Origin of the sequence: Mesorhizobium yinganensis, from assembly GCF_040081985.1 — a bacterium.
Classification (GTDB): domain Bacteria; phylum Pseudomonadota; class Alphaproteobacteria; order Rhizobiales; family Rhizobiaceae; genus Kumtagia; species Kumtagia yinganensis.
The window spans coordinates 215,153-242,140 of the sequence record NZ_JBEBMH010000010.1 but is presented as its reverse complement, the minus strand read 5'-3'; the positions used below and the strand labels follow the sequence as shown (position 1 = coordinate 242,140).

The 26,988-nt window shown below is 62.7% G+C and carries 29 protein-coding genes and 1 pseudogene; 16 read left to right on the top strand and 14 right to left on the bottom strand.

The window, feature by feature from the left end; translation table 11 throughout:
* Positions 1 to 125, top strand: a 125-nt coding sequence (locus tag ABMA59_RS19830; RefSeq protein WP_349007100.1) for an ATP-binding protein, incomplete at its 5' end; no start/stop codon positions are given.
* Between the two features lie 322 nt (positions 126 to 447).
* Here the strand turns inward: ABMA59_RS19830 and ABMA59_RS19825 are convergent.
* From ABMA59_RS19825 to ABMA59_RS19810, 4 genes are all read right to left on the bottom strand, one after another.
* Complete coding sequence (locus ABMA59_RS19825; protein WP_349007099.1) at positions 448 to 720, bottom strand: type II toxin-antitoxin system RelE/ParE family toxin; 273 nt, start codon at positions 718 to 720, stop codon at positions 448 to 450.
* A 3-nt stretch (positions 721 to 723) separates the two neighbouring features.
* On the bottom strand, positions 724 to 921 hold the full coding sequence (locus ABMA59_RS19820; RefSeq protein ID WP_349007098.1) for a hypothetical protein: 198 nt from the start codon (positions 919 to 921) through the stop codon (positions 724 to 726).
* A 41-nt stretch (positions 922 to 962) separates the two neighbouring features.
* Complete coding sequence (locus ABMA59_RS19815; RefSeq protein WP_349007097.1) at positions 963 to 1,532, bottom strand: recombinase family protein; 570 nt, start codon at positions 1,530 to 1,532, stop codon at positions 963 to 965.
* 156 nt (positions 1,533 to 1,688) lie between these two features.
* On the bottom strand, positions 1,689 to 1,898 hold the full coding sequence (locus ABMA59_RS19810; protein ID WP_349007096.1) for a hypothetical protein: 210 nt from the start codon (positions 1,896 to 1,898) through the stop codon (positions 1,689 to 1,691).
* Between the two features lie 171 nt (positions 1,899 to 2,069).
* Here ABMA59_RS19810 and ABMA59_RS19805 point away from each other — a divergent pair, with 171 nt between their 5' ends.
* A complete protein-coding gene (locus tag ABMA59_RS19805) occupies positions 2,070 to 2,804 on the top strand; it encodes a hypothetical protein (protein ID WP_349007095.1) in 735 nt (244 codons plus the stop codon).
* Positions 2,805 to 2,868: 64 nt separating this feature from the next.
* On the opposite strand, the gene ABMA59_RS19800 is transcribed toward ABMA59_RS19805, so the two are convergent.
* On the bottom strand, positions 2,869 to 3,408 hold the full coding sequence (locus ABMA59_RS19800; protein ID WP_349007094.1) for a recombinase family protein: 540 nt from the start codon (positions 3,406 to 3,408) through the stop codon (positions 2,869 to 2,871).
* Positions 3,409 to 3,850: 442 nt separating this feature from the next.
* On the opposite strand from ABMA59_RS19800, the gene ABMA59_RS19795 reads away from it, so the two are divergent.
* Together ABMA59_RS19795 and ABMA59_RS19790 are read left to right on the top strand one after the other, a co-directional pair.
* Positions 3,851 to 4,756: an ArdC family protein gene (locus ABMA59_RS19795; protein ID WP_349007093.1), complete on the top strand. Its 906-nt coding sequence runs from the start codon at positions 3,851 to 3,853 to the stop codon at positions 4,754 to 4,756.
* 222 nt (positions 4,757 to 4,978) lie between these two features.
* Positions 4,979 to 6,001 carry a hypothetical protein gene (locus tag ABMA59_RS19790; RefSeq protein WP_349007092.1) on the top strand — a complete coding sequence of 341 codons (1,023 nt, stop codon included), beginning with the start codon at positions 4,979 to 4,981 and terminating at the stop codon, positions 5,999 to 6,001.
* Between the two features lie 140 nt (positions 6,002 to 6,141).
* On the opposite strand, the gene ABMA59_RS19785 is transcribed toward ABMA59_RS19790, so the two are convergent.
* Positions 6,142 to 6,972 carry a hypothetical protein gene (locus tag ABMA59_RS19785; RefSeq protein ID WP_349007091.1) on the bottom strand — a complete coding sequence of 277 codons (831 nt, stop codon included), beginning with the start codon at positions 6,970 to 6,972 and terminating at the stop codon, positions 6,142 to 6,144.
* A 288-nt stretch (positions 6,973 to 7,260) separates the two neighbouring features.
* On the opposite strand from ABMA59_RS19785, the gene ABMA59_RS19780 reads away from it, so the two are divergent.
* Complete coding sequence (locus ABMA59_RS19780; protein ID WP_349007116.1) at positions 7,261 to 7,557, top strand: DNA methyltransferase; 297 nt, start codon at positions 7,261 to 7,263, stop codon at positions 7,555 to 7,557.
* Here ABMA59_RS19780 and ABMA59_RS19775 read toward each other — a convergent pair.
* The 3 genes and pseudogenes from ABMA59_RS19775 to ABMA59_RS19765 form a co-directional block, all read right to left on the bottom strand.
* Entirely contained in the window at positions 7,552 to 9,558 is a 2,007-nt protein-coding gene (locus ABMA59_RS19775) for an AAA family ATPase (RefSeq protein WP_349007090.1), read from the bottom strand. The genes ABMA59_RS19780 and ABMA59_RS19775 overlap by 6 nt on opposite strands.
* 339 nt (positions 9,559 to 9,897) lie before the next feature.
* Positions 9,898 to 10,275: pseudogene (locus ABMA59_RS37245) on the bottom strand (relaxase/mobilization nuclease domain-containing protein); the annotation flags it as partial.
* Entirely contained in the window at positions 10,272 to 10,718 is a 447-nt protein-coding gene (locus ABMA59_RS19765; RefSeq protein ID WP_425475949.1) for a plasmid mobilization protein, read from the bottom strand. The gene ABMA59_RS19765 and the pseudogene ABMA59_RS37245, both read right to left, overlap by 4 nt.
* 398 nt (positions 10,719 to 11,116) lie before the next feature.
* On the opposite strand from ABMA59_RS19765, the gene ABMA59_RS19760 reads away from it, so the two are divergent.
* From ABMA59_RS19760 to ABMA59_RS19745, 4 genes are all read left to right on the top strand, one after another.
* Positions 11,117 to 12,079: a phytanoyl-CoA dioxygenase family protein gene (locus ABMA59_RS19760; protein ID WP_349007087.1), complete on the top strand. Its 963-nt coding sequence runs from the start codon at positions 11,117 to 11,119 to the stop codon at positions 12,077 to 12,079.
* Between the two features lie 382 nt (positions 12,080 to 12,461).
* A complete protein-coding gene (gene tig, locus ABMA59_RS19755) occupies positions 12,462 to 13,946 on the top strand; it encodes a trigger factor (protein ID WP_349007115.1) in 1,485 nt (494 codons plus the stop codon).
* Positions 13,947 to 14,875: 929 nt separating this feature from the next.
* Complete coding sequence (locus ABMA59_RS19750) at positions 14,876 to 16,348, top strand: DEAD/DEAH box helicase (RefSeq protein ID WP_349007086.1); 1,473 nt, start codon at positions 14,876 to 14,878, stop codon at positions 16,346 to 16,348.
* 245 nt (positions 16,349 to 16,593) lie between these two features.
* On the top strand, positions 16,594 to 17,793 hold the full coding sequence (locus ABMA59_RS19745) for an MFS transporter (RefSeq protein WP_349007085.1): 1,200 nt from the start codon (positions 16,594 to 16,596) through the stop codon (positions 17,791 to 17,793).
* Here the strand turns inward: ABMA59_RS19745 and ABMA59_RS19740 are convergent.
* Positions 17,790 to 18,434 carry a ChrR family anti-sigma-E factor gene (locus ABMA59_RS19740; RefSeq protein WP_349007084.1) on the bottom strand — a complete coding sequence of 215 codons (645 nt, stop codon included), beginning with the start codon at positions 18,432 to 18,434 and terminating at the stop codon, positions 17,790 to 17,792. The two genes, ABMA59_RS19745 and ABMA59_RS19740, sit on opposite strands and share 4 nt — an antisense overlap.
* A 278-nt stretch (positions 18,435 to 18,712) precedes the next feature.
* Here ABMA59_RS19740 and ABMA59_RS19735 point away from each other — a divergent pair, with 278 nt between their 5' ends.
* Both ABMA59_RS19735 and ABMA59_RS19730 read left to right on the top strand, forming a co-directional pair.
* The gene (locus ABMA59_RS19735) at positions 18,713 to 19,747 is read left to right on the top strand and encodes a cysteine synthase A (protein ID WP_349007114.1); all 1,035 of its coding nucleotides are present in this window, start codon (positions 18,713 to 18,715) and stop codon (positions 19,745 to 19,747) included.
* Positions 19,747 to 20,490: an alanyl-tRNA editing protein gene (locus ABMA59_RS19730; protein WP_349007083.1), complete on the top strand. Its 744-nt coding sequence runs from the start codon at positions 19,747 to 19,749 to the stop codon at positions 20,488 to 20,490. Before ABMA59_RS19735 ends, ABMA59_RS19730 begins: the two co-directional genes overlap by 1 nt.
* Before the next feature lies 1 nt (position 20,491).
* On the opposite strand, the gene ABMA59_RS19725 is transcribed toward ABMA59_RS19730, so the two are convergent.
* Positions 20,492 to 20,812, bottom strand: coding sequence for an antibiotic biosynthesis monooxygenase (locus ABMA59_RS19725; RefSeq protein ID WP_349007082.1), 321 nt, complete (start codon positions 20,810 to 20,812; stop codon positions 20,492 to 20,494).
* A 103-nt stretch (positions 20,813 to 20,915) separates the two neighbouring features.
* Between ABMA59_RS19725 and sseA the strand changes: the two genes are divergently transcribed.
* The 4 genes from sseA (at position 20,916) to ABMA59_RS19705 (ending at position 23,585) form a co-directional block, all read left to right on the top strand.
* Entirely contained in the window at positions 20,916 to 21,767 is an 852-nt protein-coding gene (sseA, locus tag ABMA59_RS19720; protein ID WP_349007081.1) for a 3-mercaptopyruvate sulfurtransferase, read from the top strand.
* A 59-nt stretch (positions 21,768 to 21,826) separates the two neighbouring features.
* Positions 21,827 to 22,339, top strand: coding sequence for a GNAT family N-acetyltransferase (locus tag ABMA59_RS19715; protein WP_349007113.1), 513 nt, complete (start codon positions 21,827 to 21,829; stop codon positions 22,337 to 22,339).
* 104 nt (positions 22,340 to 22,443) lie between these two features.
* Entirely contained in the window at positions 22,444 to 23,004 is a 561-nt protein-coding gene (locus ABMA59_RS19710; protein ID WP_349007080.1) for an OmpA family protein, read from the top strand.
* 110 nt (positions 23,005 to 23,114) lie between these two features.
* On the top strand, positions 23,115 to 23,585 hold the full coding sequence (locus tag ABMA59_RS19705; RefSeq protein ID WP_349007079.1) for a DUF1203 domain-containing protein: 471 nt from the start codon (positions 23,115 to 23,117) through the stop codon (positions 23,583 to 23,585).
* A 198-nt stretch (positions 23,586 to 23,783) separates the two neighbouring features.
* On the opposite strand, the gene ald is transcribed toward ABMA59_RS19705, so the two are convergent.
* Positions 23,784 to 24,899 carry an alanine dehydrogenase gene (gene ald / locus ABMA59_RS19700; RefSeq protein ID WP_349007078.1) on the bottom strand — a complete coding sequence of 372 codons (1,116 nt, stop codon included), beginning with the start codon at positions 24,897 to 24,899 and terminating at the stop codon, positions 23,784 to 23,786.
* A 158-nt stretch (positions 24,900 to 25,057) separates the two neighbouring features.
* Between ald and ABMA59_RS19695 the strand changes: the two genes are divergently transcribed.
* A complete protein-coding gene (locus ABMA59_RS19695; RefSeq protein ID WP_349007077.1) occupies positions 25,058 to 25,531 on the top strand; it encodes an Lrp/AsnC family transcriptional regulator in 474 nt (157 codons plus the stop codon).
* A 9-nt stretch (positions 25,532 to 25,540) separates the two neighbouring features.
* On the opposite strand, the gene ABMA59_RS19690 is transcribed toward ABMA59_RS19695, so the two are convergent.
* Positions 25,541 to 26,110 (bottom strand): Uma2 family endonuclease, encoded by a 570-nt coding sequence (locus ABMA59_RS19690; RefSeq protein ID WP_349007076.1) that lies wholly within the window; start codon positions 26,108 to 26,110, stop codon positions 25,541 to 25,543.
* 126 nt (positions 26,111 to 26,236) lie between these two features.
* Complete coding sequence (locus ABMA59_RS19685; RefSeq protein ID WP_349007075.1) at positions 26,237 to 26,902, bottom strand: GntR family transcriptional regulator; 666 nt, start codon at positions 26,900 to 26,902, stop codon at positions 26,237 to 26,239.
* Positions 26,903 to 26,988 lie beyond the last annotated feature (86 nt).

Sequence of the window (26,988 nt, the reverse complement as noted above, 5' to 3'; positions counted from 1 at the left end):
TCGATCGCCTAACTCACCATTGCCATATCCTGGAGACCGGAAACGACAGCTTCCGCTTCAGGAACAGTTCGGCAAAACCCGTCAAACCCGCGAAGGAGAAAACCAAAAACTTGACCCCGACCTGACCCAGACCCATCATCCACCCGGGTCAGTTCTCAGTGGAAACCCCGGGTCAGTTCTTCGCGGAAATCAACAACAGGATGAATGCCCGCGGCTGGCTTGCCCCGCCGACCGCTCTTGACGCAGACCCAGCTTTTGCAGCGGGTAGAGCGATGGAAGACCCGCGCAATATCCGCTCCCTGATTGATGGCGTGGCCGCGCTTCGCGCCGAAATCGAGCGGCAGGAGCGCATGTTATCCGAGCTGCGCGCGAGGGCGAAAATCGGATAATGTGCTGGTGCGTAACACCGGTTGGCTTATGCCGTTCCGGTGGGCGCCGTGCCGGCACTCAATTTTCCCGCCGCTGCGCACCATGGAAAATCCGGCCGATGACAATCTCTGTCGCGCCGATGCGGTAAAGGATGATGTGCTTGCCGTGGACGAACTGGTGTGTTCGCCCCTCATAGACCCTTCCCATGTTCGGATAGTCGCCGAGTAGTTCGAACACGGCGTCAAGTTCGCGCAGATATTTTTCTGCCTGCTTGTCGCCAAAGGCTTCGACGGTATAGCGGTAGATGTCCTTGAGGTCGCGTTCCGCGCGCGCCGTAATCCGATGGCGCATGCGTTACGTTTCCGAGCGGGCTTCCCGGATGATGTCTTCGATGGACTTGTCCGACAGCGGGCTTTCGAACCCTTCGTCGATGGCGGCCTGAATGGCCTTGCGCTTGTCTTCCGGCGACAGCGCGTCGAACCAGGCGCGCTGCTCCTTCGTGGGCGCGGCCCACGGATAAACGTCGATGCTGATGGTTTCGAGCATGTTCATGAAATCCATCATAGGCGAAAACGCCTGAAATTGCCAGAAAATCAGTTTCGCGCGGCCCGCAAGGAGCGGTTGATGGCCCGCGTCAGCGACCAGGGCGCCATGCCGTGTTCGGCGGCAATCTGTGCCGGTGTGGCGGTTTTGGCGGCAATCCGGCAGTGGGTAGCGAACAACTGAACGTCCGTCAGTTTGGGCGGGCGACCGAGACGGACGCCACGCCGACGAGCGGCGGCCAGCCCCTGCTTTGTGCGCCGAGACAGCATGCGCCGCTCGAATTCGGCCAGTCCGCTCATGATGGTGTAGACGAAATAGCCTTCCGGCGTGGTGGTATCGATGCTCAGGCTGGCAATGGTGAAAGCGACGCCGCGCTTGTGCAGGAGGTCCAGCTCGTTCAAGGCATCCTTGGCCGAGCGGAACGCCCGGTCCAGATCCCAGATGACCAGCATGTCGCCGGGACCGAGAAGACCAATCGCCTTTTCGTAGACCGGCCGCTTGAGGCTGACGGCCGACAAGGTCTCGACGAAGTATTCGCTACAGAGCCCTTTCAGCCCGTCGATCTGGCGGTCGGGCCGCTGCTCGCCGGTCGACACGCGCAGATATCCAATCTTTTTCATTCCGTTTCAATGCCTTAACAAATTCACTCGGGCCGTGCCTTGGTCACATAATTGACCCTTTTCGTGTCCCTGTTTCTCACCCAGCCCAAACCGGCATTTCTACCTGAAAAATGCCAAAACTACTTACTCGCGTACTATATAGTATCACAAATGAAACTAATATGAAAATTTCAACAAATTCGGTCGTAAATGTCGAATTTTAATCTTCTTCGTATACTTCCAAGGGGCGCGGTAGCCGGGGCGCTGCTGGTGGCCGGCAGCGGTATCGCAGCCGGGCAGGAAATGACGGCTGGCGTCGTCGCCGAGAAGATGACGGCGGAAGAGCGCGTGGTCTAGCTCGCCGGCATCATCGAGGGATTGGCCCATGCGCGCTACATCAAGGACAACAAGGACCCTGCCGGCCGTTCCTGCATCTATCGCTGGTTCTATGACGATAAAGGCAGCCGTGACAAAATCCGGGAAGCGTTCGAGCGTTATCCCGACGTGCTTCCGGGACAGATAGTAGGCGCGCTCGTTGCCACGAAATGTGGAGCGTAGATGGAGCCTGTCGCACAGTCATTGTGGAGATTGGAGTTCGCGCGAAAGGCAGCAGTCACGCGCGAACTTGAGGAGCGTCTTCGCGATGACAAGCAGTTGAAGGATAGACGCGAAAAAGACAAATCCGAAGACCAGCGCGAGGATGGCGAACTTGCGGCTATTGCCGAAGTTTTGGCGAGCAACACTGAAATCGCCGATTTCGGGGTCAAGCTCGACACCTATGATGCGGCAACCGTCGATGCGCTCATGGCGAATGACGTGGACCTCCAAGCCGTGCGCGATCGAATAGAAGATATGATGCTGGAGGCCCACACGCTGCCTGACGGCCGGCGTGTATTCAAGACTCGCGACGGCACGAAGGTCTTCGACGAAAACGGCGCCGAGCTGAAACCGGAAGAAGTCGACCCGCTTGAAATCGACAACCGAAAACCGCGTTGGGAAGACCTTCTGGACGCGAAGCGCGAAGAGGCAGAACTCGTCGATGAGCGTCGGGATCTGATTGAGTTTCAGGAGAAGCTCGATGGTGCGCGCGAACGCCTCGACGACCCGGCCCTGACAAAGGACGAGCTTGATGCGCTCGACAAGGAGCTAGGCGACGCGATGCCGGAGCGGGTGAAGGCGACGCTCGATCGAGATAACGATAGGCCCAAACCAGAGGCAGAGGCGGCTATAGACGTTGAGCTCCGCGCAGTCCCACGGGGCGCGTCCTTGCCGACAGGTCCCGCCGGACCATGACTCCGCTTTTCGCAGATTGGTCGCAACCGGCCCATGCAGATGCGGCGCACGTGCAGCTTCAGCTTTAGCCGGTTCGATCCATCCCCTGTAGCCGTCCGATACGATTGAAGGCACATCGCAGACGCTTGCGCTTCCGCTGTTCGCGCACCACCTTTCCGGCACGCCCGCTGCTAACGCCGACCGCTGATTTTATCCCGCGGTTCAAGGTCACGTTCAAACCAGCTAGCGTCCGCCCTCGGTTCAAGTCGCGTTCCAATTCGGCAACCGCCGAGTAGATCGCATAGAGCGCCGTTCCTTCGATCTGTGTAAGGTCGATGGCCGATGCCGCGCCGGTCAGCACCTTGAGAATGATGCCGCGTTTGATCAGCACGTCATGCACCGCCAAGAGCTCGCGCAGATTGCGGCTCACACGGTCGAGCTTCCACACGACGAGGGTGTCGCCCCGGCGGCAGCTTCCGATGGCGGCGAGCAGTCCCTTGCCGATACCGGCAGCGCCTGACAGCCACTCGGAAATGACCATGTCGCACTTAGCCGCCTCCAGCGCCTTCTGCTGGAGGTCCAATCGCTGTCTTCTTGTCGACACGCGCGCATAACCGATCAGCATCGCGCCTTCGGCATCCGCCTATTTCTGATACTTTCTTTCATCGTCCCAGCCAGCTTGAGATAATCTGAACTTGGCCAGTGTGCGGATTCGTCTGCTGCGCTGCAACACCGCAAGGCGATGGAATACGATCGTAGCGCCGTCTTACTGACATCCAGGCGGACAGGCTCCTGCGCTGCACACATTGCCCATGATGCCAGGTTGCCTGGGCTAGCCGCCAGTCTTCCGATGCAGCCAATCAGTTTCCGTGCGCCTATCCGCGCCGTAGCGGCCTGCGTTGCTGGCGTTCCTGGCGGACAGTTTTCGTCCCCGCAACGGCATCACGCCGTCTTTCCGCTTCGCCCGCCCGCTCGCTTCGCTCGGGGTGCAGGTCCGCCCACCATCCGCCCATCCGGACGCCATCAGGCCGCGACAGTCGCGGTCTCACGGCAGAAGGAGAAACGTCATGCCCGCCAAGGAGAAATTCGACGTCTATCAGGAAATCACCGACCGCATCGTCGCAGCCATCGACACCGCCGGAGAGTTCCGCCTTCCGTGGTTCAAAAGCACGGGCGGCAGCTTCGCAATTCCCGTCAACATCGCCTCCGGGAAACCCTACAGCGGCGTGAACATCCTCTCGCTTTGGCTGTCGGCACAGGCGTCCGACTATCCCTCCCACCTCTGGGGAACGTATCGCCAATGGCAGGAGCACGGCGCGCAAGTCCGGCGCGGCGAAAAGTCCTCGCTTATCGTCTTCTACAAACGGCTCGACATCGAGCAGATCAACGAGGAAACCGGCGAAACTGAATCCGCCGAACGGCTGATTGCCCGCGCTAGCCACGTCTTCAACGCCGCTCAGGTCGACAACTTCAAAGCCGGGGTTGCGGCAACGCTGCCCGAGACACCGGCCTTCGATCCGATCTCGCGGGCCGAGCAGTTCGCCAAAGCCACTGGCGCAAAGATCGAGGAAGGCGGTGACGAGGCCTGCTACATTCCCGCGCTCGACGTCATCCGCATGCCGGAACGCTGCCGCTTCATCGGCACCGATACCTCGACGCCCGCCGAAGCGTTCTACAGCACCCTCTGCCACGAGCTCGTCCACTGGTCGGGAAGCAAGTCTCGTCTCGACCGCCGTCTCTCGAATCGCTTCAGAATCGAAGCCTACGCCGTCGAAGAACTCGTCGCCGAGCTGGGCGCCGCCTTCCTGTGCAGCGAACTTGCCATCACACCCGAACCGCGCGCCGATCACGCGCAGTACGTCGCGCACTGGCTGACTATCCTCAAGGGCGACAAGCGCGCCATCTTCACCGCCGCGTCCAAGGCGAGCCAGGCCGCGAACTGGCTGCTCGCCCATGAGCAGGGCGCCCCATAAGGCGCGTCCCCTCATCGCGAAGGCAACGTTGCTGCCACAGCTGTCGATCGGTCACGAACACGGCCGATACTCGACCGTCCGGTGATAGCTTGGAACTTCGATAGCTGACCTTCGAATGTTGGCTTCCAAGCGGCAATGCTCTAACTGTGCGGTTCCGGGCAGTAGCAAGTGCTGCTGGTGCGTTGGATGACAGTCACAAGACAATCAACGAGCGTGTCAGGCATGCTGCTCACTGAACTTCAGAAGATAACCTACCTCAGGCCAGAGGTTATCGGCGGGCGGACCTTGCCCCTTCTGCCGCTTTGGGATGGCGTTGCCTGGCATCACTGGCTCGATGCGCGCGATGGGCGGCTCCTCGAAGTGAAAATCGTCGACGCAGCGCGTTCCAACTACGTCGCCAAGCAGGCTGCGAAAGAGACCGACATCTGGATATTCTTCGTCGATCTCATGTGGCAGCGAGCAAGCTGGCCCGAGATCGTGCCGTGCATAAGCGGCATATGCGACGACTTTCACGCGATGGGAACGAGCGTCGCCAAGCTAAAGCACCTGTTCCTTACGCGTGACCGTGGCCCAGAAACATTGGTGTCCTCGTTTGCCGCGACAGAATTGGAGTACCTCACGACGGTGGCGCGATCCGTGTTCGATCTGCTGCAGGAAGCCATCGCCAAGATTTGGAACACGTTCGTCCGTCTCAGCGATGCCGACGAGGAGAAGCGGCGACGGCGCCACCAGATACCAGACACATTCACAAAGATGGTGACGAAAGACCGGTCAACGCCGTATCCACCTGAGCACCTGACGGAACGCTACGCGATGCCGCGAACAGTCGCGGATAAGTACGCAAAACATGCCGCGTTCTTCATTTCCTTGCTCAGAACGCGCGACAGTATCGTCCACGGCGGGAAGAGCATGGAAGTGGTGTTCACGACGGAAAAAGGCTTTTGCGTTCAACCCACGCGCCATCCCTTTAGCGATGTGACATGGCACCCCGAGGACCACTACAACGACAATATCGTCTCCGTATTGCCCTGGATCGCCCACATCGTGCTCGGCACAATCTCTGCCTGCAATGACCTGATGGGAGCCTTCGCCGAAGCCATTATGCTTCCTGACAAGATTGCGCCCGACTACCTGATATTCATTCGTGATCCGGCGTCCGAGGCGCTGCTTGAATTGATCAAAATCGCAAACGGCGAGAAAATCTGGTGGCGAAACGCATCGCTAACTCCACCAAGCACCGAGTGACAATCGACAACCGAGCGTCATGAGGTTCTCTGGTTCCCGTCCTGGCTTCTGCTGGGAAACAGGCGCCGGTTCTGACGAGGCGCATCTGGCGGAGTTTCTCCGCATCCATCGCTTCTGCGAGCGTAGGCATTGCCGGTGGGCTACCTCTCTGGCTTGACCAACAAGGGCTCAAACGGGTCACCTCTTGTCTCACGCTCGTCCTGCACCCGATCGAACGCGTTACGAATCGCAAGCGACAGATTGATGTTCACGATCGTCTCGGCATCTCTGCGCCCTCTCAGGTAGTCTTGCTCCAAGCGGCGCATCTGTTCCGCCGAAACCGGATCTATAGAGAAGTCCAAGCTATTCACCTCCATATGGGCCGGCACGATGCGCGCTGACGATCCACGTCCCGCAATCCGGTACTCGATACTGACAGGCAGGCCGTCTCGTGAAACCGGAGAGAATACCTTGATCTTGTCGAGGCCGAAGTTGCGCGTCATGACGTAGGCGTGATCAGCGATCTCGACGATGAAGTCGCCGGTGATTGCCTTTCCACGCAGATAGTTGGCCGATCTGTTGCGCAGCAGGTGGTGAAGCCAGAAATCCTGCTCGAAACTGATGGCGGGATCGTCTGGCGTCTTGCCCCACGGCAGTGATTTTTCAGTGTTCAAGGGCGGCTGCAGGAACGAATTGAGGTTTGCGGGCAGTCGCCCGTAGCTCGCCCCATAGTCATCGGCAAAAGCCGCGGCCAGACGCGCCGAAACAAGCAACTCAAATCCAGCGCTCTGCAAGCTTCCCACCAAAGCAGCCTGGGCCAGCGCCGCGCCATCATACTGGCGATTCCCCGACTTGCCTGCGCCACCCTCGACGGCCGTGGGCGCAAGACCCTCCTCAATGAGCAAGCCCATATTCCGCGCCGACAGGCGTGCCGCCAGGGCAATCTCACGCGAGGTGAAGCGGTCAGGTGACGTCCGAACAGGTCGGGCCATCTCTTAACTCCCATTTAGTGTGAGTTTATAACTCTCACCATATGGGAGTTTTGTCAAGCGCTTCCAACCCGGGAGTCTTCCAACGAGCTCTTCATTTTTGCCAGACATTCTTCAACGATCGGGATGAAACGTATTCGTCGATGCAGGACGGAAGGACATAAACGTCGTCGGAGTGCGTATCCGCACGAGAACGGGCGACGCCAACCTTTTCAAGACTGCGACTTGCGCGGTTTTACGTGGGACGGTGGTACTGCTCGATGAACAAACAGCCGATCTCGGACCACCGGTATTGTCCCCCAGCTCGGTACCTATTTCGGCCTGAGACGCCGAACCCGCTTCACATACCCTGATGCGCACCGCCTGCATCCGAGGCAAAAGCCCGTGGATTCGATGATCCAACCGATCAAGTCATTCTGCCCGTCTGGCGGGTTGGCGCTCGATCCGTTCTGCGGCTCCGGCTCGACGCTGGTCGCAGCGCGCGATTGCGGCCGTGATTGGCTGGGCATCGAGTTCGACGGGCGCCCCCATGCCACGGCGACCGAAAGGCTTCGCCAGGGTGCCCGCTCGCCGTCCGGTGCGTCATGACCAATCGAAGGTTCGTGCACGGACCGGTCGCTGCCACGGATGGGAACCGACGTCCGGTTCCACCCACGCGGGTCGGTCCTCGCCGTTGATGTACAAGCGCATCGCATCGCGGTGTCGCGTCATGGCGACATAGGTCAGCGGCGCATCCATAGTGCGCGAGAAAAGGACATAGGCGCGGTCCACCGTCGCGCCCTGCGATTTATGGATCGTCACCGCATAGCCATGATCGAAGCTGCGATAGCTTTCCGGGTTGAACGTGACGCGGCGCGGCGTGCCGTCTTCGCTGTCGAGAAGCACGCTGAGGTGACCTTCGTCCACAGTCTCGACTGTGCCCAGCATGCCATTCTTCATACCCACGTCCTTGTCGTTGCGGGTGAAGACGATGCGGTCTCCCCGTGCGAAGGCGCGCGGGCCGGTTTCAGTTGCCACGATCGTTTCCGGCGTGGGCTCGCCCGATGCGCGCAAGGCTTGCCGTATCGCCTGATTGAGCGCGAACACATCCTTGCGCCGATGGGCGAAAGCGAGTCGCGTGACGGCAGGACCGTCCACCGCGCGGTCGCCCAGATACTGCTCCAGCAAGGCGGCAAGCGCGGTTTCCCGCTTCGCGCAATGGCGAACAGAACCGTCGGCATCGTAGGCGCCCAACGCTTCCCGCAACCGGCCTTCGGCAAGATCGCGCGAAGCATGACGTTGCCACGGCGCTTTCTGCCGGTGGATCTCGTTGAGCCGTGTCGCGCCATGACGTTCGATCAGCCCGCGGAACGGCGTGCCCGCCTCGATGGGTTGCAACTGGCCTGGGTCGCCGACGAGCACCAACTTAGCGCCAACCTGTCGAAGCTTTTCGGCGACGCGCATCAATTGCCGTGTGCCAACCATTCCCGCCTCATCAACGACGAGCACGTCGCCGCGCGCGATCGGTTCGTAGCCGTTCTTCCAACTGGTCTCCAGCGACGCCAGAGTGCGGCTCTCGATGCCGGAGGCATTTTGCATTCCTTCCGCCGCCTTGCCGGAGAGGGCGGCGCCATTAACGCGCACGCCTTGCCGCGCCCAGGCCTGACGCGCCGTATCCAGCATCGTGCTCTTGCCGGAACCGGCAAGGCCGACCACGCAGCAAAATCCGCGGTCGCCGAGAATATGCGATAGCGCCGCCTTCTGCTCGTTGCTCAGGCATCCGCCGAAGCGTTCCTGCATGCGCGAATCCTGTTCCTGGACTGCCTGGTCGACATGACGTCTGGCTACGGCAAAGCCGCCGGATGCGGTGAGAGCCGACACGGCCGCTTCGAGCTTGTGTCCGGCATCCTGATAATCCTGCGTGGTGCAATCACCTGCATCCAGCCGTACAAGTTCGGGTGCTGCCAGCGCCTTGTCGATGGCGATGCGGAGCACGAGCGGATTGTCGATGAAGGTTGCCAGCGCCCGTTTGACATCCGTATCCGAGAATCGTGCCTGCTTGTGTGACAGATGCGCCAGGATGAGCGACGGCTTCCGTTCAAGCTCGGCCTGGGTGAACGCCAAGGCCTCTTTCGGCATGACGAATTGTTGTCGAAGATCGGGCTGCGTTGCCGCGAGGAATATCGCATCGAGCGATTTGGTGAGGTCCACCGTCCGGCGGCGTTCGAGATTGCGGCGGGCTTCAATGTGCCGCTGGACCAGCGCCTGCCGTTCATTCCGGTCGCGGATTGCGCAGGCAGCGGCATCGCGTGCCAGCTCATCGACCAGACGGCCATAGCGGCCGTTGAGCCGGAACCAGACGGCTTTCAACCCGGTCGGCAGGCGCGCCTGCCTCGCTCTGTTTTCGGCAGCCGTGCGCTGTTCTTGCGCAGCCATGAGCGCGTCACGTTCACGCCGCTGCTCTTCGACAAGCCGTATACGGCTTTCCTCGAACTCGGGATCGAGAGGCGGAGCCTTCGTGCTCTGCTCCGGAACCGGAATGCCCTCGAAGAGGCGCAACGCCTTCTCAGCAGTGGGCAAGTCGTCCGGCTCGCCGAGCCGGCTGCGCAATTCCTTGGTCTTGATCCCGCACCAGCGCGACAGCGACCAAATCTTGCCCCTGGCATCGACCGCGACGAAACCGCGCCGGTCGCCGCGTGCCAGGCAATAGCCCTCCGCCCAAAGGGCCGCAGCGAAACCTGCACGCGAATCCGACCGCTCCCAGCAGCGCTGGAACAGGTTCTTGACCGCCTTCGGATCGTGACCAGCCTTCTTCGCCTGTCCTGCTTCCGTGCGCGAGAAGTTGAGCGGATCGCGTCGGATATGGTCTTGAAACCCTTCCGGCATCGTCCAGCGGTGTTCGCGGTAGAGCGCGATCGAGATATCCATCAGCTTGCGCTTGCTATGGGCGATGTTGATGGAGCGCATTCGGCTCGCATCGATGCGCGACCACACGCAATGGGCATGCAGCCTGCCATGCTTCTCATGAAAGACGATGGCGCGCGGCTGGCCGACGAGTCCGAGCTTCTTCTCGGCGCGGTCAATCGCGTCTTCGAATTCGGCGACCGAGACCTCGGCCTCGGGCGGCGGGTTCAGCGACAACGAGAACAGGTATTTTTGGCATTGCGTGCCTTGCGCGATGGCTGCGCTCTCGGCAAAGGCGCCGGCGAGATCGCTCGCCACGAAACCCTCGACGGCATGCACCGTCACATGGTCGTTGTCGCGCCGGTTCAGCAGATGCCGCGCAAGCTCTGCGCCGAACCCGCGCTCGTTGCCTTCTAGGATCATCGGTCCCGCCCGAGGGCAGCGACCAGCGAAGCGCGGATAGAGAGGACATATTCATAGGCCTCGTCGATCATGGCCCGCTCGCGGTCTTCGATCCTCAGAGCCCCGATATTGGCCTGATAGGCGAGTTGATTGAGGTTGTTGGCAATACGCGACTGCCCCAGCAGGGCCAGTGCCTCCGCGACCGCCTTCTTGTCGGCGATCACCGAGCCGGGTCGGCGCTTCCTGCGTTTTTCCTCACGCGCAAACAGGCAGGCGCGGATATAGGTGCTGAGCGTCATCCCGACGGCCAGCTCTTCCAGCGTCGCCCGTTCGGTTTCGGTCAACCTCAGCGTCACCGGCGATGTGTTGCGGCCGGACGAGCGTTCGTCCTCCGCAGCCTCCTCCTTTGACGCTTTCCCGAAGGCCGGCGAAGCACGCTCCGCAGCCCGAGCTTTCCCGCTCATAGGCTTGGCCCCGAGCGGCGAGGCCCCGTCCTTCGGGCTGGAGCACGAGAAGGCGTTTCGTCATCGCCGGGGCTTTCGCTCAAGCCCCGAGCCGCCGCCTCGAATTGCCGGAGCGTGTGGGTAACTTCCGGTAAAGTCTTGAGATGCCTATCCCATTCCTCTAGTTCTTGGAGGATGGAGAACACTGGCGAAGTTTCTAGGTTGTTCCCCTCAACTGCACCAGATTCTCTTTTCAACGATCGCTGACAGGCACGGCCCTGGACGGAGGCCTCTATTCTACCGTCCGTGCCATACCGAACGCCTCCGGCAATTGGCCCGTGCTGCATCGATGTGCTAGAAAACGACCGCGCTTTGCGGACGCGCCAACTCTTGCGGCGCGCAAAAAGTGGGAAGGACGGATGCAGAAGGTCAATACGGTCGGCGGAAAGAAGGCGGCGCCCAAGAAGATGTTGCCTGGGCCGATTGCGATCCTCACCGCCGAGAAGAATTTTGCTCACCCGTGGATCGGCAACCCGCTCGCCAACCGCATGGGACTGCATGTCGGACGCATCCTGCTCGCCACCGCCTTTGACCGCTTTCGCCGGCTCCGCAACATCCCGCATCGGGATGACCGCGCCTCGATCCAGCAATTGCGCCGGGAGGGCGTGGTCGCCATCCCGGATTTCCTGCCCCCCGATGAATTCGCAAGAATGCGGGACGAGATCGTCGGCACGATCCGCGACAGCTTCGAGCGCTTCCCCTTCCACGAGAACACGCAAAAAGGCTTTGGCCAGCGCAAGAATCTTGACGACATCGGCTTCGACCGCTTCGACGGCGGCACGCTCAACCGCTTCGTAACGCTCGATCAGAACCGGACGCCGGCAAGTTTCGCGCTGGTTCGCTCGAAGCGGTTTCGCCGCCTGTTCAAGACGGCGCTCGGTTTTGGCTTCAATCCCCGCGCCCTGCAGCTTTATTACACGCGCTTCGGCGACGAGACCAACCATGACGACCAGAAGGATTTCCACCGCGACACATTCCATCCGACCTTGAAGCTCTGGTATTTCGTCGAGGACGTGTCGGCCGAGGATGGTCCGTTCATCTACGTGCCCGGCTCGAATCGGACTTCTTCCGCGCGGCTTTCCTGGGAGCATCGGCGCAGCGTCGCGGTTTCGGCGCGGACCGTCGGGAAGGGCGGTGCTTTCCGCATTGCCGAGGACGAGTTGAGCGCCCTGGGTTTCGCCGAGCCCCAAACATTCGCGGTGCGGGGCAACACGCTCGTCATCGCCGACACCTATGGCTTTCACCGTCGCGGCGACGGCAGGCCGGGGGCGGAGCGTTTCGCGCTCTATGGCGGCGTCCGGCGCATGCCTTATCTTTTCTGAGGCGGGAGCTTCCCGGCCACGACAGACGCCGGCCCGCCCGGTGCCGCTGCGGAACGCCGATCGTCTGCCTGCGAATGGCGAGCTCTGCCGGTTTGTCGCGCTCTTGAAAGTCGCGAAGAGAGTTGAAAAAGCCACACTCCTGTGACAAAAGGCGTCACAAAAGTGACGGGATGTGACAGTCCGCTTCGGAAATTCGCGGTAAGAAGCAGGAAGAACAAAGACTTACCGGAATATCTGGAGCGCAGGTGAGAGCATCTCTTCCTGGATTCCCGAAGGAAGCTGGGTCTCGTTTCTCCTAACGCCAGATCGCCGCCCGGCAAAGAGATCAGGGACGCGGACGGTTTCGCCGCCGCGGTCCTTCCGAGATAACAAAGGTTTTATGATGCAGGTTACCGAGACACTGAATTCCGGCCTGAAGCGCGAGATCACCGTCAAGGTGCCCGCCGGCGATCTGGAATCGAAACTGGTCGCGCGGCTGGAGACTGCCCGCGGCAAGGCCCGCATCAACGGCTTCCGTCCGGGCAAGGTGCCGCTCCAGCATCTGCGCAAGATGTACGGCAAGTCGTTCATGGCCGAGGTGGTCAACGAGATTCTCTCGGACACGCCGCGCAGCATCGTCTCCGACCGTGGCGAGAAGGCCGCCATGCAGCCCGAGGTCACCATGACCGAGGACGAAAAGGAAGCCGACAAGATCCTGTCCGGCGGCGCCGACTTCGAGTTCAAGCTCGCCTACGAGATCATCCCGGCCTTCGACATCAAGGATTTCACCAGCATCGCCGTGACCCGTCCGGTCTATGACGTGCCGGAAGACGAGATCGACGAGCAGGTCAAGCGTGTCGCCGAATCGACCCGCAGCTACGAGGTCAAGGAAGGCGAAGCCGCGATGGGTGACCGCGTCACCATCGACTATCTCGGCAAGATCGGCGGCGAGGCTTTTTCCGGCGGCGCCGGAACCGGCCAGCCGCTGGTGCTCGGCTCCAAGGAATTCATCCCCGGCTTCGAGGACCAGCTTGTCGGCGCCAAGGCCGGCGATGAGAAGCAGGTCACCGTGACCTTCCCGGAAAACTACCAGGCCGCCAATCTGGCCGGCAAGGAAGCCACCTTCGACGTGAGCGTCAAGGAAGTCGCGGCTCCCGGTGCGCTCGAGGTCAATGACGAGACGGCCAAGAGCCTCGGCCTCGAATCGCTCGAGCGCCTGCGCGAGATCGTTAAGGGCCAGATCGAGAGCCAGTTCGGCTCGATGACCCGCCAGAAGGTGAAGCGCCAGTTGCTCGACCAGCTCGACGCATCCTACTCCTTCGAGGCGCCGTCCAAGCTGGTCGAGGCCGAGTTCAACAACATCTGGGCCCAGGTCAACCGCGACCTCGAAGCCGCCGGCCGTACCTTCGCCGACGAGGAGACCACCGAGGAAGAAGCCCGCGCCGACTATATGAAGCTTGCCGAGCGCCGCGTGCGGCTCGGCCTCGTGCTGGCCGAAATCGGCGAGAAGGCCGGCGTGCAGGTTTCCGACGAGGAGTTGCAGCGCGCGCTGTTCGAGTTCATCCGCCGCTTCCCCGCCGACCAGCAGCAGGGCATCTTCGAATATTACCGCAACAATGCCGCCGCGCTGACGACGCTGCGCGCGCCGATCTTCGAGGAGAAGGTGGTCGACCACCTGCTCGGCCAGATTTCGGTGACCGACCAGAAGGTCAGCAAGGAAGAACTGATGGCCGAGGACGAGGACGCCGTCGCGGCGGCCAAGCCGGCCGGCAAGGCCAAGAAGGCCGCGGCCAAGGCCGAGGCCGCCTCGGAGGAGACCGCCGAGGAGCCGAAGAAGAAGGCTCCGGCCAAGAAGAAGGCCGCCGCCAAGGAAGCCGACGCGGAATAGTTTTCTCCATCGTTCCGGCAGGCCGGATATCGAAAGCCGCTCTTCGGGGCGGCTTTTTTATTGAAGTGGAAGCCTGAAGAGGGGATGAACACACTGGATTTTATCGTTCTCTCCTGACATCGTTGAAGACAAGCCATTGAATTTATTGCGGTTGTCTTTGCCTCGGCTGCGGCCTGGAGGGTTTTTCCGGCAATCTCATCCCCGCCCATGTTGGCTCCGGCATAATGCGGTCATCGTCCTTGCGGGAACCGGGTCTAGAACCGGAGGCACGGGAGGGCGGCGGTGCCTTGGCGGTTGGGTGTGGTAGCCCTATTGCCTTGGGCGCCCGGCAGGCCGGAGTTCCGGGGCGAACGCGAATGTTCGGCCTGGATGCGGAAAACCGCGCGGACAGCTCTGAGGCGAACAGCAGGTCTTACCATCGGGACCCGACTCACTGCGAGACCGTATGACCGGCCGAACGCGGCGCAGAAACCGGCGGGGCGCGAGACAACCGCGCCACGTAGTTACCCATCAATTCCCAGAGGCTCGGCCTCGCGCCCCGCTTCCCGACTCTCTTCAATGGCCAGGGCCGAAAGGCAGCGTGGCGCCGATGAAACCTGCCCGTAGGCGCCTCGGCATTGCTGCAATGCACAAGCACGGCTTGCAATTCCGCGCCATATCAGCCATATGCGCGGTCACAAGGCGCTTGGGCCGCGCGATTTGCGGCTTTCCCCATCGGATGGGACTGGTTGCGTCTGTAGCTCTCCTCCCCGAAAAATCGGTTCGGAGACGAAGCCCCGCGATTTCTGAAGCGCGGGCACGACAGCGCAGCCGCGCGGGCAAAGATTCGCCCGCCGCCTTGTCGTTTCATGAAATCATCGTCGACGGCGGGTTGCGCCCCGCCGGGACGGATCATTCGCGGCCGCAACGCCGCGCGAAAGAAGAAGAACTTGGATATTGAAATTTCCGCGAACCTCGATGGTTTCGCATCCCTCGGAATCACTGGTGCGTTGTTGAAGGCCACCGAGAATGCCGGCTTCGACATGCCGAAGCCGATCCAGACGCAGGCGATCCCGCCGCAGCTTGCCGGCCGCGACATTCTGGGCGTCGCCCAGACCGGCTCGGGCAAGACGGCAGCTTTCAGCCTGCCGATCCTGGCAAAAATCACCGCGCTCGGCACCAAGCGGCTGCCGCGCACCGCACGGGCGTTGATCTTGGCCCCGACGCGCGAACTCGCCGTGCAGATCGAGGAGACCATTCGTGTGCTCGCCAAGGGCATGCATATCTCCACCGCGCTGGTGCTTGGCGGCGTGTCGCGCAACAGCCAGGTCAAACGCATGGCGCAGGGCGTGGACATTCTGATCGCCACGCCGGGCCGTCTGACCGACCTGGTGCGCGAGGGCGAGGTGAAACTCAACGAGACCCGCTGGCTGGTGCTCGATGAAGCGGACCGCATGCTCGACATGGGTTTCATCAACGACGTCAAGCGCATCGCCAAGGCGACGCATTCCGACCGCCAGACGGCGCTGTTTTCCGCCACCATGCCGGCCGAGATCGAGCAGCTTGCCCGTGGCATCCTCAAGGATCCCGTACATGTCGAGGTCGCGCCGCAAGGCACGACCGCTGCCGAGATCAAGCAAAGCGTCGTGCTTGCCCGCCTGAAGCAGAAGCGCAAGGTGCTGTCGGCGATGCTGGCGGACCCTGCGATCAGCTCGGTGCTGGTGTTCGCGCGCACAAAACACGGCGCCGACCGCGTCGTGCGTGATCTCGAGCGCGACGGTTTCCAGGCCGCCGTGATCCACGGCAACAAATCCCAGAACGCCCGCCAGAAGGCGCTCAACGGCTTTCGCGACGGCTCGGTGCGCATCCTTGTCGCCACCGACATCGCGGCGCGCGGCATCGACGTGCCCGGCATCTCGCATGTCATCAACTTCGACCTGCCGGATGAGGCCGAGAGCTACGTGCACCGCATCGGCCGCACCGGCCGCAACGGCGCCGACGGTATCGCGATCACGCTCTGCGATCCCAACGAGAACGCAAAACTGCGTTCGGTCGAGCGCATCATCCGCATGAAGCTACAGGTGCTGGCCGATCATCTCGGCGAGCCGGACCCGCAGCCCGAGCAGCGCAGCCATGAGCAGCGCGCCGACCGGGATACCGCGCAGCCGCGCGAGCATCACCGCGCCGGCCGTCCCGGCGGCGACAAGCCGCGCCAGGGCAAGAAGCCGTTCTCCGGCAAGCCTGGCGGCAAGCGTTTCGGCGGGCAGGGCGAGCGTTTCGGCGGGCAGGCCGACCAGCCGCGCTTCGCCGGCAAGCCGGCGGGCGAGGGCCGTCCCGCCGCCGGTCAGCCGGCCGGCGAAAAGCGTTTCGGCGGCAAGAAGCGGCCGTTCCGCGGTCGCGGCAACGCGCCGAGGGCTGCTTGAGATTGGGAATGGGCAGTAGGCAGTAGGCAGTAGGCAGTATGCAGTAGGTCGGCTCCTTCAAAGCTGCGCCGGTTTCTACCGTGCCTCAACATGTTCCGACTGCCGACTGCCCATTGCCGACTGCCCCTCCTTGCACCGACCGAACCCTTGTTTGGTCCAATTGCGTCCATCCGATCCATGACATACGGCGGTCGAGGCGAAAGCGTCGGCCGCCGTTGTTTTCAGGCCGGGAGGAGAGGGCAGGGATGGCCGGCATAGCGGCACTGGCGATCGCTTATGTGCTTTCGCAGTTCTACCGCGCCTTCCTGGCGGTGCTGACGCCGGTTCTGGGCACCGAACTCGGCGTCACCAAGGGCGACTTCTCGCTTGCCTCGGGCGTCTTCTTCCTGACCTTCGCCCTGTCGCAGTTTCCCATCGGCGTGGCGCTCGACCGCATCGGACCGCGCCGCACCGCGGCGGTTCTGCTCGCCGCCGGGGCAGGGGGCGGCACGCTGCTGTTTGCCTTCGCTACCGCGCCGTGGATGATCATCGCCGCGAACGCGCTGTTGGGCATCGGCTGCGCGCCGGTGCTGATGGCCTCGCTTGTAATCTTCGCCCGCCTCTATCGTCCGGCGAAATTCGCCATGCTCACCTCCTGGCTGGTCGCCTTCGGCACCGCCGGCAACGTCATCGGCTCGGCGCCGCTCGCTTATGCCGAAGCCGCGTTCGGCTGGCGCGCCGTCATGCTCGGCCTCTGCTTCTTCTCACTGCTCGTGGCCGCCGCGCTGTATCTGCTGGTGCGCGACCCCGATCATCCGGAGGCCGCGCGAAAAGGCGCAGCCGGCTTTTCCGGCTTTGTCGAGCTCTTCCGCTTGCGCGTGCTGTGGCCGATCATCCCGCTCAGCGCGGTCGCCTACGCGCCGTCCATCGGCATTCGCGGCCTCTGGGCGGGACCCTATCTCGCCGACGTTTTCGGTGCCGATGTCTTCCTGATCGGCGACGTGACATTCTTCATGGCGCTCGCCATGGTGGCAGGCGCCTTCGTCTACGGCCCGCTCGACCAGCTTTTCGGCACGCGCAAATGGGTGGCTGTCAGCGGGACAAGCATGTGCCTGCTGGCTGTGGCCGGCCTCGGCTTTTTTCCGCAGACATCGGTCGGCGTATCGACCGCCCTGCTCATCCTTGTCGGCCTGGCCGGCGGCAATTACGGCCTGCTGATGGCGCATTCGCGCGCCTTCCTGCCGCCGCATCTGATCGGCCGTGGCGTGACGCTGATGAACTTCTTCTCGATCGGCGGCGCCGGCGTCATGCAGTTCGCGACCGGCGCGGTGGTTACCCACAGCATCGATCCCGGAGATCCGGCCGCGGCCTATTCGGCGCTTTTCCTGTTCATCGCGCTGGTACTTGCGGTGGCGCTTGTGATCTATCTGTTTTCGCGCGACGCCAAGCCGAGCCACAAAGTCTAGAAGCCGATTATGTCGGCCAGCCGCCGGTGCAGCGGTCCGGTAAGGCACAGATCCCCGTCGCTCACCAGGAAACCGATGCAGGGCCGGTCTGTCTCGGCGACCGGCCGATGATCGACCGTCTCGTCGGCGATCGAGATATCGCCGCGCTGAAAGCGGCCGCGCTGGTCGTTGAAGGCGCCGTCCAGCACCAGAAACAACTCCGAGCCTTCATGCGTATGGTCCGGGATGGCGCGGCCTGGCCGCAGCCAGAACAGGCTTGAGCTGAACCCGTCGACTTCGCCCATGCGATGTTCCTTGAAACCCGGCAGTTTTGTGCGCCACGGCACTTTGTCCACCGTGTGGCCGATGAAGTCGACCAGCGGCCGGGGCATTATGCCGTCGGCTTCCCGCTGCTTGTTTTCGTCGGGCGGAGAGGGGCTGGCAAAAATGGCATCGAGCCGTTGCCGGCGGTTTGCCAACGGGATCGGCTCAGCCTCGGTCAACCTGGCGCCGGCGAGCGCCTCGAGTTGCGAAACGAACGCGCGGCTCTCGGGCTTCATTGTCAGATGGCTCTCGACCAGCACGCGCACGGGTGACGGCAGGCCGCCCGCGACATAGCGGGCAAGCAGCACGTCGAGCGTTTCTCGGTTGTCGGGAACCATATATCCATCTCGAGCCGCCCATGGGCGGCTGAATTGCCACGTCTACGCCGAATTCGACCCTCTGGATTAGCCGACGGTTCGAGTTCGGCGGATTCGCTTGACGTCGGCTAACGCGAAAATTCGCATGGGCCAAGTATTTTCATCGGAAATGCTGTTGTTGAATGTGCCGCCCGTCTCTGGCAGGAAGTCGGGCAATGCCGGGAGCGGTCTCGGTCGCGGCATCGGTTCAATTGCGGCCGCCCGTATCGGGCTTCCGCCAGTTCGACGGGAAATTCGTGATGATGGGTTCGGTCATCGATGCGATCGGCAACACGCCGCTGATCCGGCTGCGCCGCGCTTCCGAGGAAACCGGCTGCGAGATTCTTGGCAAGGCCGAGTTCATGAATCCCGGCCAGTCGGTCAAGGACCGCGCCGGCCTGTTCATCATCCGCGACGCGGAGAAACGCGGCCTGCTGAGGCAAGGCGGCGTCATCGTGGAGGGCACCGCCGGCAACACGGGCATCGGCCTGACGGTCGTCGCCAAGGCGCTCGGCTACCGCACGGTCATCGTCATCCCCGACACCCAAAGCCAGGAGAAGAAGGACGCGCTGCGGCTGCTCGGCGCCGAACTGATTGAAGTGCCGGCCGTGCCCTACAAGAACCCGAACAACTACGTAAAAGTCTCCGGACGCCTTGCCGAACAACTTGCCCGCAGCGAGAGCAGCGGCGCGATCTGGGCCAACCAGTTCGACAATGTCGCCAACCGCGACGGCCACATCGCCACCACGGCGCAGGAAATCTGGAACCAGACGAACGGCAAGGTCGACGGCTTTGTCTCGGCGGTCGGCACCGGCGGCACGCTGGCCGGCGTGGCGGCCGGGCTGAAGGAAAAAAGCGAAGCGGTGAAGATCGCCATCGCCGATCCGCTCGGCGCCGCCCTGTTCAGCTACTACACCTGCGGCGAGTTGAAGTCCGAGGGCAGTTCGATCACCGAGGGCATCGGCCAGGGCCGCATCACCGCCAATCTGGACGGCTTCACGCCGGACTTCTCCTACCAAATTCCGGACGAGGAAGCGCTGCCGATCATCTTCGACCTTGTTCAGGAGGAGGGGCTCTGCCTGGGCGGCTCGACCGGCATCAACATCGCCGGCGCCATCCGGCTGGCGCGCGACCTCGGTCCGGGCCACACCATCGTGACGGTGCTGTGCGACTACGGCACGCGCTACCAGTCGAAACTGTTCAATCCCGAATTCCTGCGCACGAAAAACCTGCCCATACCGGAGTGGATGGACCGGACGCCACAGATCGACGTGCCGTTCGAGAAGGTCGCCTGATGCCGTTCCAGACCGCCGCGCTGTTTCGCGACGACGCCTATGCCGGCGAGGCGGAGGCAAAGGTCGTCGGCATCAACGATCGCGGCGGCATCATCCTCGACCGAACCGTCTTCTACGCCACGTCCGGCGGCCAGCCCGGCGATACCGGACACCTGATCCTCGCCGATGGGACGCGGCTGGCGGTTGCCGCCACGGTCACCGGCGAAACCAAGGACGAGATCATCCATGTCCCCGCCGCCGGCCAAAGCCTGCCGGCGGTCGGCGAGAGCGTAAAGCTTGCGATCGACTGGCCGCGCCGCCATCTCTTGATGCGCATGCACACCGCCTGCCACCTCCTTAGCGTCGTCTGTCCGTTCCCGATCACCGGCGCGGCCGTCAGCGAGGATGACAGCCGCGTCGATTTCGATATTCCCGACCCGAGCTACACCAGGGAATTGGTGACGGCGCGGCTCATGGAACTGGTGAACGCAAACCACCCGGTCTTCATCCGCTGGATCACCGACGAGGAGCTTGCCGCCAATCCGACGCTGGTGAAGTCGAAGAACGTCCGCCCTCCGTCCGGCACCGGCCGCATCCGTCTCGTCTGCATCGGCGACAACGCTTCGGTCGACAGCCAGCCCTGCGGCGGCACGCATGTGGCGGCGACCGGCGAGGTCGGCGAGATCCACATCGGCAAGATCGAGAAGAAAGGCCGCGAGAACCGCCGTTTCCGCATCCGCTTCGGGCGGCCGCCGGCGCAATAGCCTATCCGTAGATTCGCGTCTGCAGCACCTCGTGATGCGTCGAGCGCTGGTCCCAGCGCTTCAGAATCTTGCGCGCTTGTTCCGGCACATAGGCGGCCTCATAGTCGGCGCCCTGGAAGGCGATGACATTGTCGAGGGAATCGAAGCTCATCACCGTCGTGAACTGGACCTCGTCGTCTGCCTCTCGACGCAACAGTTCGATCGAGCGGTAGCCGTGGATTTTCTTCGCCTCGATGCCCGGAAAAACGAATGTGTCGAGCAGCCGCTCGTAGGCGTCGGCATTCTCTCGGGTTGTGTAGCCGTTCCAGATTCTCTTGATCATGGCATTGCTCCAGGGACGTTCTTGTTTGCGGGGGCTGGCCCCTTTTTCGCGCAGCACCGATATGTAACAAGCTTGAAACCCAATTCGACAGGGAGTGCACCACATGCCGGAAAAGAGCCCGTTCGTCGTCGATGCCGACTGGCTGCAAGGTCAGTTGGGTCGGCCCGGCTTGTCGATCGTCGATGCTTCCTGGTATCTGCCGGCGCAGAGGCGCGATCCCAAGGTCGAATATGACGCGGCGCATATCCACGGGGCCATCTTCTTCGACCAGGACCTTATCGTCGATCCCGATTCCGATCTGCCTCACACGCTGCCAAAACCGTCGCTGTTCGCCCAATATGTGGGCTCCATGGGTATTTCGGCCGACGATACCATCGTCGTATATGACGGCCCCGGCATGTTCACGGCGCCGCGCGTCTGGTGGATGTTCCGCACCATGGGTGCGCCGGAAGTCTTCGTGCTCGACGGCGGTTTCGACAATTGGAAGGCCGCTGGCCGTCCGGTTACCTCGGAGCCGACCAGGACGGCGCCGAATGTCTTTCACACCGATTTCGACGCCAGGCGGGTCGCCGGCATCGACGATGTCCGCAGGGTGATCGCCACGGGAGAGGGCCAGATCGCCGACGCCCGGCCGCCCCGCCGCTTTTCGGGGGAGGATCCCGAACCGCGCAAGGGTGTGCGTGGCGGCCACATGCCGGGCGCGAAAAGCGTGCCGGCGCTGTCGCTTTCCGAGAACGGCTACCTGCTCTCGGTCGAGGACCTTCGCCGCAAGCTTGAACACGCAGGGCTGGATCTCGACCAGCCCGTCATCACCTCCTGCGGCTCGGGCATCACCGCCGCCGTCATCACGCTGGCCTTGCAGAGTGTTGGCCACGGCGATAGCCGGCTCTATGACGGGTCGTGGACGGAATGGGGCAGCCGCGGCGACACGCCCGTGGTAACCGGCAAGGACTGATAAAAGTGGCGAAGAAAATAAAGCCGGAGACCATCCCGGTAACCGTGACCTTCCTTGAAATGACGCAGCCGCCGGGACGTTATGCGCCGCTGCCCTACAACCGGCAGATCGCGTTGCTGCGCACGCGCGATATTCCGGTCCACTACTACCGCTACCTGATCGATCGCGTCGGCCGCAAATGGCATTGGGTCAACGCGCTGAGGCTCTCCGACGAGGAGATGACCACCGCGCTTGCCAAACCCGACCGCGACATCCGCGTGCTCTATCTCGACGGCGCGCCTGCCGGTTTCTTCGACATCAAGCCGCATGCGCCGGGCGAGATCGAACTCGCCTATTTCGGAATGATGGATCATGCGACGGGGCAGGGGCTAGGCCGCTGGTTTTTGGGCGCGGCGGTCGAAACCGCCTGGTCCTACAAGCCGGAAAAGGTGATCGTGCAGACCTGCACGCTCGATCATCCGGCAGCGTTGCCGCTCTACCAGAAGATCGGCTTTTCGCCGGTAGGCCAGGTCAAGGAGATCGTCCATCCGCTGACAATGGAAGAGCGGGCGGCCGTGGTCATGCGGGCCTGACGACGGTTCTTGAAATCCTCGCTGAATGCCGCGTTCAGCGGCAGTTCAGCTTGGCAAGGCCAGGATGGAACCTCAATCGTTCGATCCGATCGAAGGAGATCTTCATGCCGACTCGCCGCCAGTTCGTTGCTTTCGCACTCGCCCTGCTCGCCTTCCCGCAAATCGGCTTCGCGCAGGAAGCGGCAATGCCCTCGGCGGCGCAGATCGAGCGCAAGCTCGAGGCCCCGGCGCAACGCAGTGTACGCCCCGACAAGCGTGTGACCGTCCGCGAATTCAAGCGCAGGCCGGACCTGCGCCGCGCGGCGCCATCGATCGACATCCAGTCGATCAATTTCGCCTTCGGTTCGGCTGAAATCCCGTCGTCGCAATATCGCAAGGTCGAGACGATCGCCACCGCGCTGGAACGCCTGTTGCGCCGCCGGCCCGGCACCAAGGTCCTGATCGAGGGCCATACCGATGCGGTCGGTTCGGCGGCCTCCAATCAAGTCCTGTCCGAGGACCGCGCCGAATCTCTGCGCCGCGTCTTGGTACGCGAGTTCGGCATTCCACGCCGCGCGCTGGAGACGGTCGGCTACGGCGAGGAGTTTTTGCTCGTGCCGACACAGAACGAGAACTGGCAGAACCGCCGGGTGACGCTGCGCCGCATCGACGATTTCCTGCAATAGGCTGGCGCTGACGGTTCGCGGTCGTCCCGTCCGGAGAGCGCAGGTTTCGGGTGGAGGGCAGCGCGGCGGCGCGATAATTTCGGCTCATCATCCGATCGAGGAGCCAGCCGATGCTTATCCGCTTTCAAGCCCTGCCGACCGACGCCGTGCGTGCGCTCCAGCACGGAGGTGTCGACGCCTATGGTTTCACGCCGGAGCGCAAGATTTCCGACGGCGACGGCGTACCGTGCCGCCACTGCCTGCGCACCGTCGCGGCCGGCAAAGCGTACCTGATCCTCGCCTACCGGCCGTTTCCGGCGCTCCAGCCCTATGCCGAGACCGGGCCGATCTTCCTTTGCGCCGAGGAATGCGACCGGGCGCCCGAGACCGATGTGCTTCCCGATATCTTCCGCCCTACGCCCGACTACATCGTGCGCGGCTACGGCCATGACGACCGCATCGTCTACGGCACCGGCGCGGTCACGCCGACGCAAAATATCTGCGGGCGGGCGCACGAACTGTTCGAGCGCGACGATGTTGCCTATGTGCATGTGCGTTCGGCCAGGAACAACTGTTACCAGTGCCGGATCGAGCGCGCGTGAGTGCGACGGACTCTTGTCGTTAACCTTTTGTTAACGATCAATGGCTTAGCTTTTGCTTACCAATCGGCTTCCGACCACGGATGGACTGGCGGAAAGCAGATTGCAAAAAAGCGGGGACAGCCCCGCTTTTTTATCTCTGCAAACAAAAAAATCCCGCCTCGAAGGCGGAATTTTTGCGTTCAGGAGGGAGCCGCCAAGTCAGGCCGCGAGGACCTGCTTCGGCTCGGCCATCTCGTAGCCGAGCGCATCGGCGACGGCGCGGTTGGTGATGCGGCCCTTGTGGACGTTGAGGCCGTTGCGCAGATGATGGTCGTCGACCAGCGCCTTCAGGCCCTTGTCGGCAAGCTGCAAGCCATAATGCAGCGTGGCGTTGTTCAGCGCATGGGCCGAGGTGACAGGCACGGCGCCTGGCATGTTGGCGACGCAGTAGTGGATGATGCCGTCAACCTCATAGGTCGGCTCGGCATGGGTGGTGGCGTGCGAGGTCTCGAAGCAGCCGCCCTGGTCGATGGCGACGTCGACCAGAACCGCGCCCTTCTTCATGCCGGACAGCATCTCGCGCGTCACCAGCTTGGGCGCCGCGGCACCAGGGATCAGCACGGCGCCGACGACGATGTCGGCGGAAAAACACTCTTCCTCCAGCGCTTCCACCGTTGAATAGCGGGTGTGAACGCGGCCGTTGAAAATGTCGTCGAGCTGGCGCAACCGTGGGATCGAACGGTCGATGATGGTGACGTCGGCGCCGAGGCCGGCAGCCATCTTGGCCGCATGCAGGCCGACGACCCCGCCGCCGAGCACGGTGACCTTGCCCGGCAGAACGCCCGGCACGCCGCCGAGCAGCACACCACGGCCGCCATTGGCCTTCTGCAGCGCCGTCGCGCCGGCCTGGATCGACAGGCGGCCGGCGACTTCCGACATCGGCGCAAGCAAGGGAAGCCCGCCGCGCTCGTCGGTTACGGTCTCGTAGGCCACGGCGGTAACTCCAGAGGCGAGCAGGCCCTTGGTCTGCTCCGGATCGGGCGCAAGATGAAGATAGGTGTAAAGAATCTGGTCGTCGCGCAACTGCACCCATTCGGCCGGCTGCGGCTCCTTGACCTTCACGATCATGTCCGACTTGGCGAACACCTCTTCGGCCGTTTTCGCGATCCTTGCGCCGGCGGCACGATAGGCGTTGTCGTCAGCACCGATACCGGCGCCGGCGCCGGTCTCGACCAGCACCTCGTGGCCGTGCGCGGCATATTCTCGAACCGACCCCGGAGTAAGGCCGACGCGATATTCGTGATTCTTGATTTCCTTCGGACAACCGACGCGCATTGTTATGTTCCTCGCTTGACGCCTTGACGGCTTATTCCCTGTCACGTGCAAGGATACGCGCCCTGCGGCCGAAAGAGTTTGCGAATTGCATTGCCTCAACTCGGTCGCGTCGCTATTCGTTGCGCCAAAGCCGCCCATTATCGAAGAAAGTTCGAAAGATGCCGCTCGACAGGATCGATATCGCCATATTGGACGCGCTGCAGAAGGATGGACGAATCCCCAACGCGTCGCTTGCCGAGAAGGTCGGGCTGTCTCAATCGGCCTGTTCGCGGCGGCTGGACAATCTGGAGAAGAGCGGCGTCATCCGGGGATATCACGCCCGCCTGTCGAACGCCGCGCTCGGTCACCAGATGACGGCGATCGTCCACATCTCGCTATCGGGTCAGTTCGAGAAGACGCTGTCCGATTTCGAGGCGGCCATCAAGCGCTGCCCGAACGTGCTGTCCTGCCACCTGATGTCGGGCGAATACGACTATATTCTGCGCATTGCCGCCAGGGATCTCGTGGACTACGAACGTATCCACAAGGAATGGCTGTCTGCCATGCCGCATGTCACCAAGATCAACTCGTCCTTCGCGCTGCGCGAGATCGTCGACCGCACCGCGCTCGGGCTCAAGCCCGAGATGGCGTGAGCGGTCGGGTCAGTCGAGATCGGCCAGCCGGACGGTGACGTCTGGCAAGGATGCCGGCGAAAGCCGCGCCTCGGCCGGCATTTTTTCGACGATGCCCCAGTGTCCGTCGGTGTCAGGCCGCCTGTGCACCCAGGTATCGCGCGACGCCGCATCGATTACCCAGAGTTCGACAACGCCGTGACGGGCATAGTTGCGGGCTTTCAGTCCACGGTCGTAAGACATCGACGATGCCACGTCGACCGCGAGCAGCACATCGCGGCCTGCGACATCTTCGGGAAGGATTCGCTTGGGGTACAGGCAGAGGTCCGGCTCGACGAAGGTACGCTCGTCAAGATAGAGCGAGGTTTCGACGGCCAATCGCAGGTCTTCGGGCGCTTGTTTGGCGAAGACGCGCAGCAGCGCCGCTTTGATCACCTCGTGCTGGTTTCCCTTGGGCGCCTTCGGAACGAGTTCCCCCTCGATCAACTCGAAATTCTCGTCCTCGGCGATGATGCCCGCTTCGACCATGCGTCGGATCTCCGCCACGGTGAACAATCGGCGGGGGAAACCTTCTGCGGCGCGCGTGGCGACGACATTCATGTAGGCATCCTTGCTGTCTGACAGGCCAGTTTATCATGGCCGTGATGATGTTGTATTCAAGTGCCTGCCTTCAGCGGACGAGCCTCACAGGACTGATCTGTCATTTTCCGCGCGGCTCTGGCGATCCTACGCGGCCACCACTGCGAAACCGCGCGCCTTGAGCCCACGCCGGTCGGCGGCGAGCGAAGCAAGCAAGCGCTCGCGCCCGCCGCTGATATGCGCGGCCAGCAGCCTCGCCGCCGTCTCCGCGTCACCCGTCCGGACCGCCGCGAGGATAGCGCGATGTTCGGCCCAGGCGCGCTCGCGGGCGCCTTCCCTGCGCACTTCCAGCCAGCGGGCGCGCGACAGCCGCGTCATCGCATCGCGCACGCCCCGAAACAGGAAGTCGTTGCCCGACAGCCGTGCCAGCTCGATGTGGAAATCCATGCCGGCGCGATGCACTTCCTCACGCGCGGAGCGCGCGTCGCAGGAAACGAGCAGGGCTTCCAGCCCGTCGAGCCCGGTTTGGTCATTGCGTTGGCAGGTCAGCTTGACGGCCGCGACTTCCACCGCCTCGCGGTAGACGGAAAGTTGTTCGATCTCGCCGAGATGGATCGGCGCCACGGTCCAGCCGCGTCCCTCGCGGCCGACCAGCCCTTCCGTTTCCAGCCGCAGCAGGGCGGCGCGCACCGGCGTGCGCGACGCCGCGAATCGTGCCTCGACTCCGCGCTCGGTCAGCTTTTCGCCCGGCCCGATGTCGAGGCCGAGGATCATTTCGCGAAGCTGCGTTTCGACGCTTTGCGTCTGCGACATCATTTGTTTCCCAGAGGTTGACGCCGGTCGTTCGTGCGCCTAGCAATGCATCCCAGCTTGGTATCCCAAAATGGTATCGCGATCAA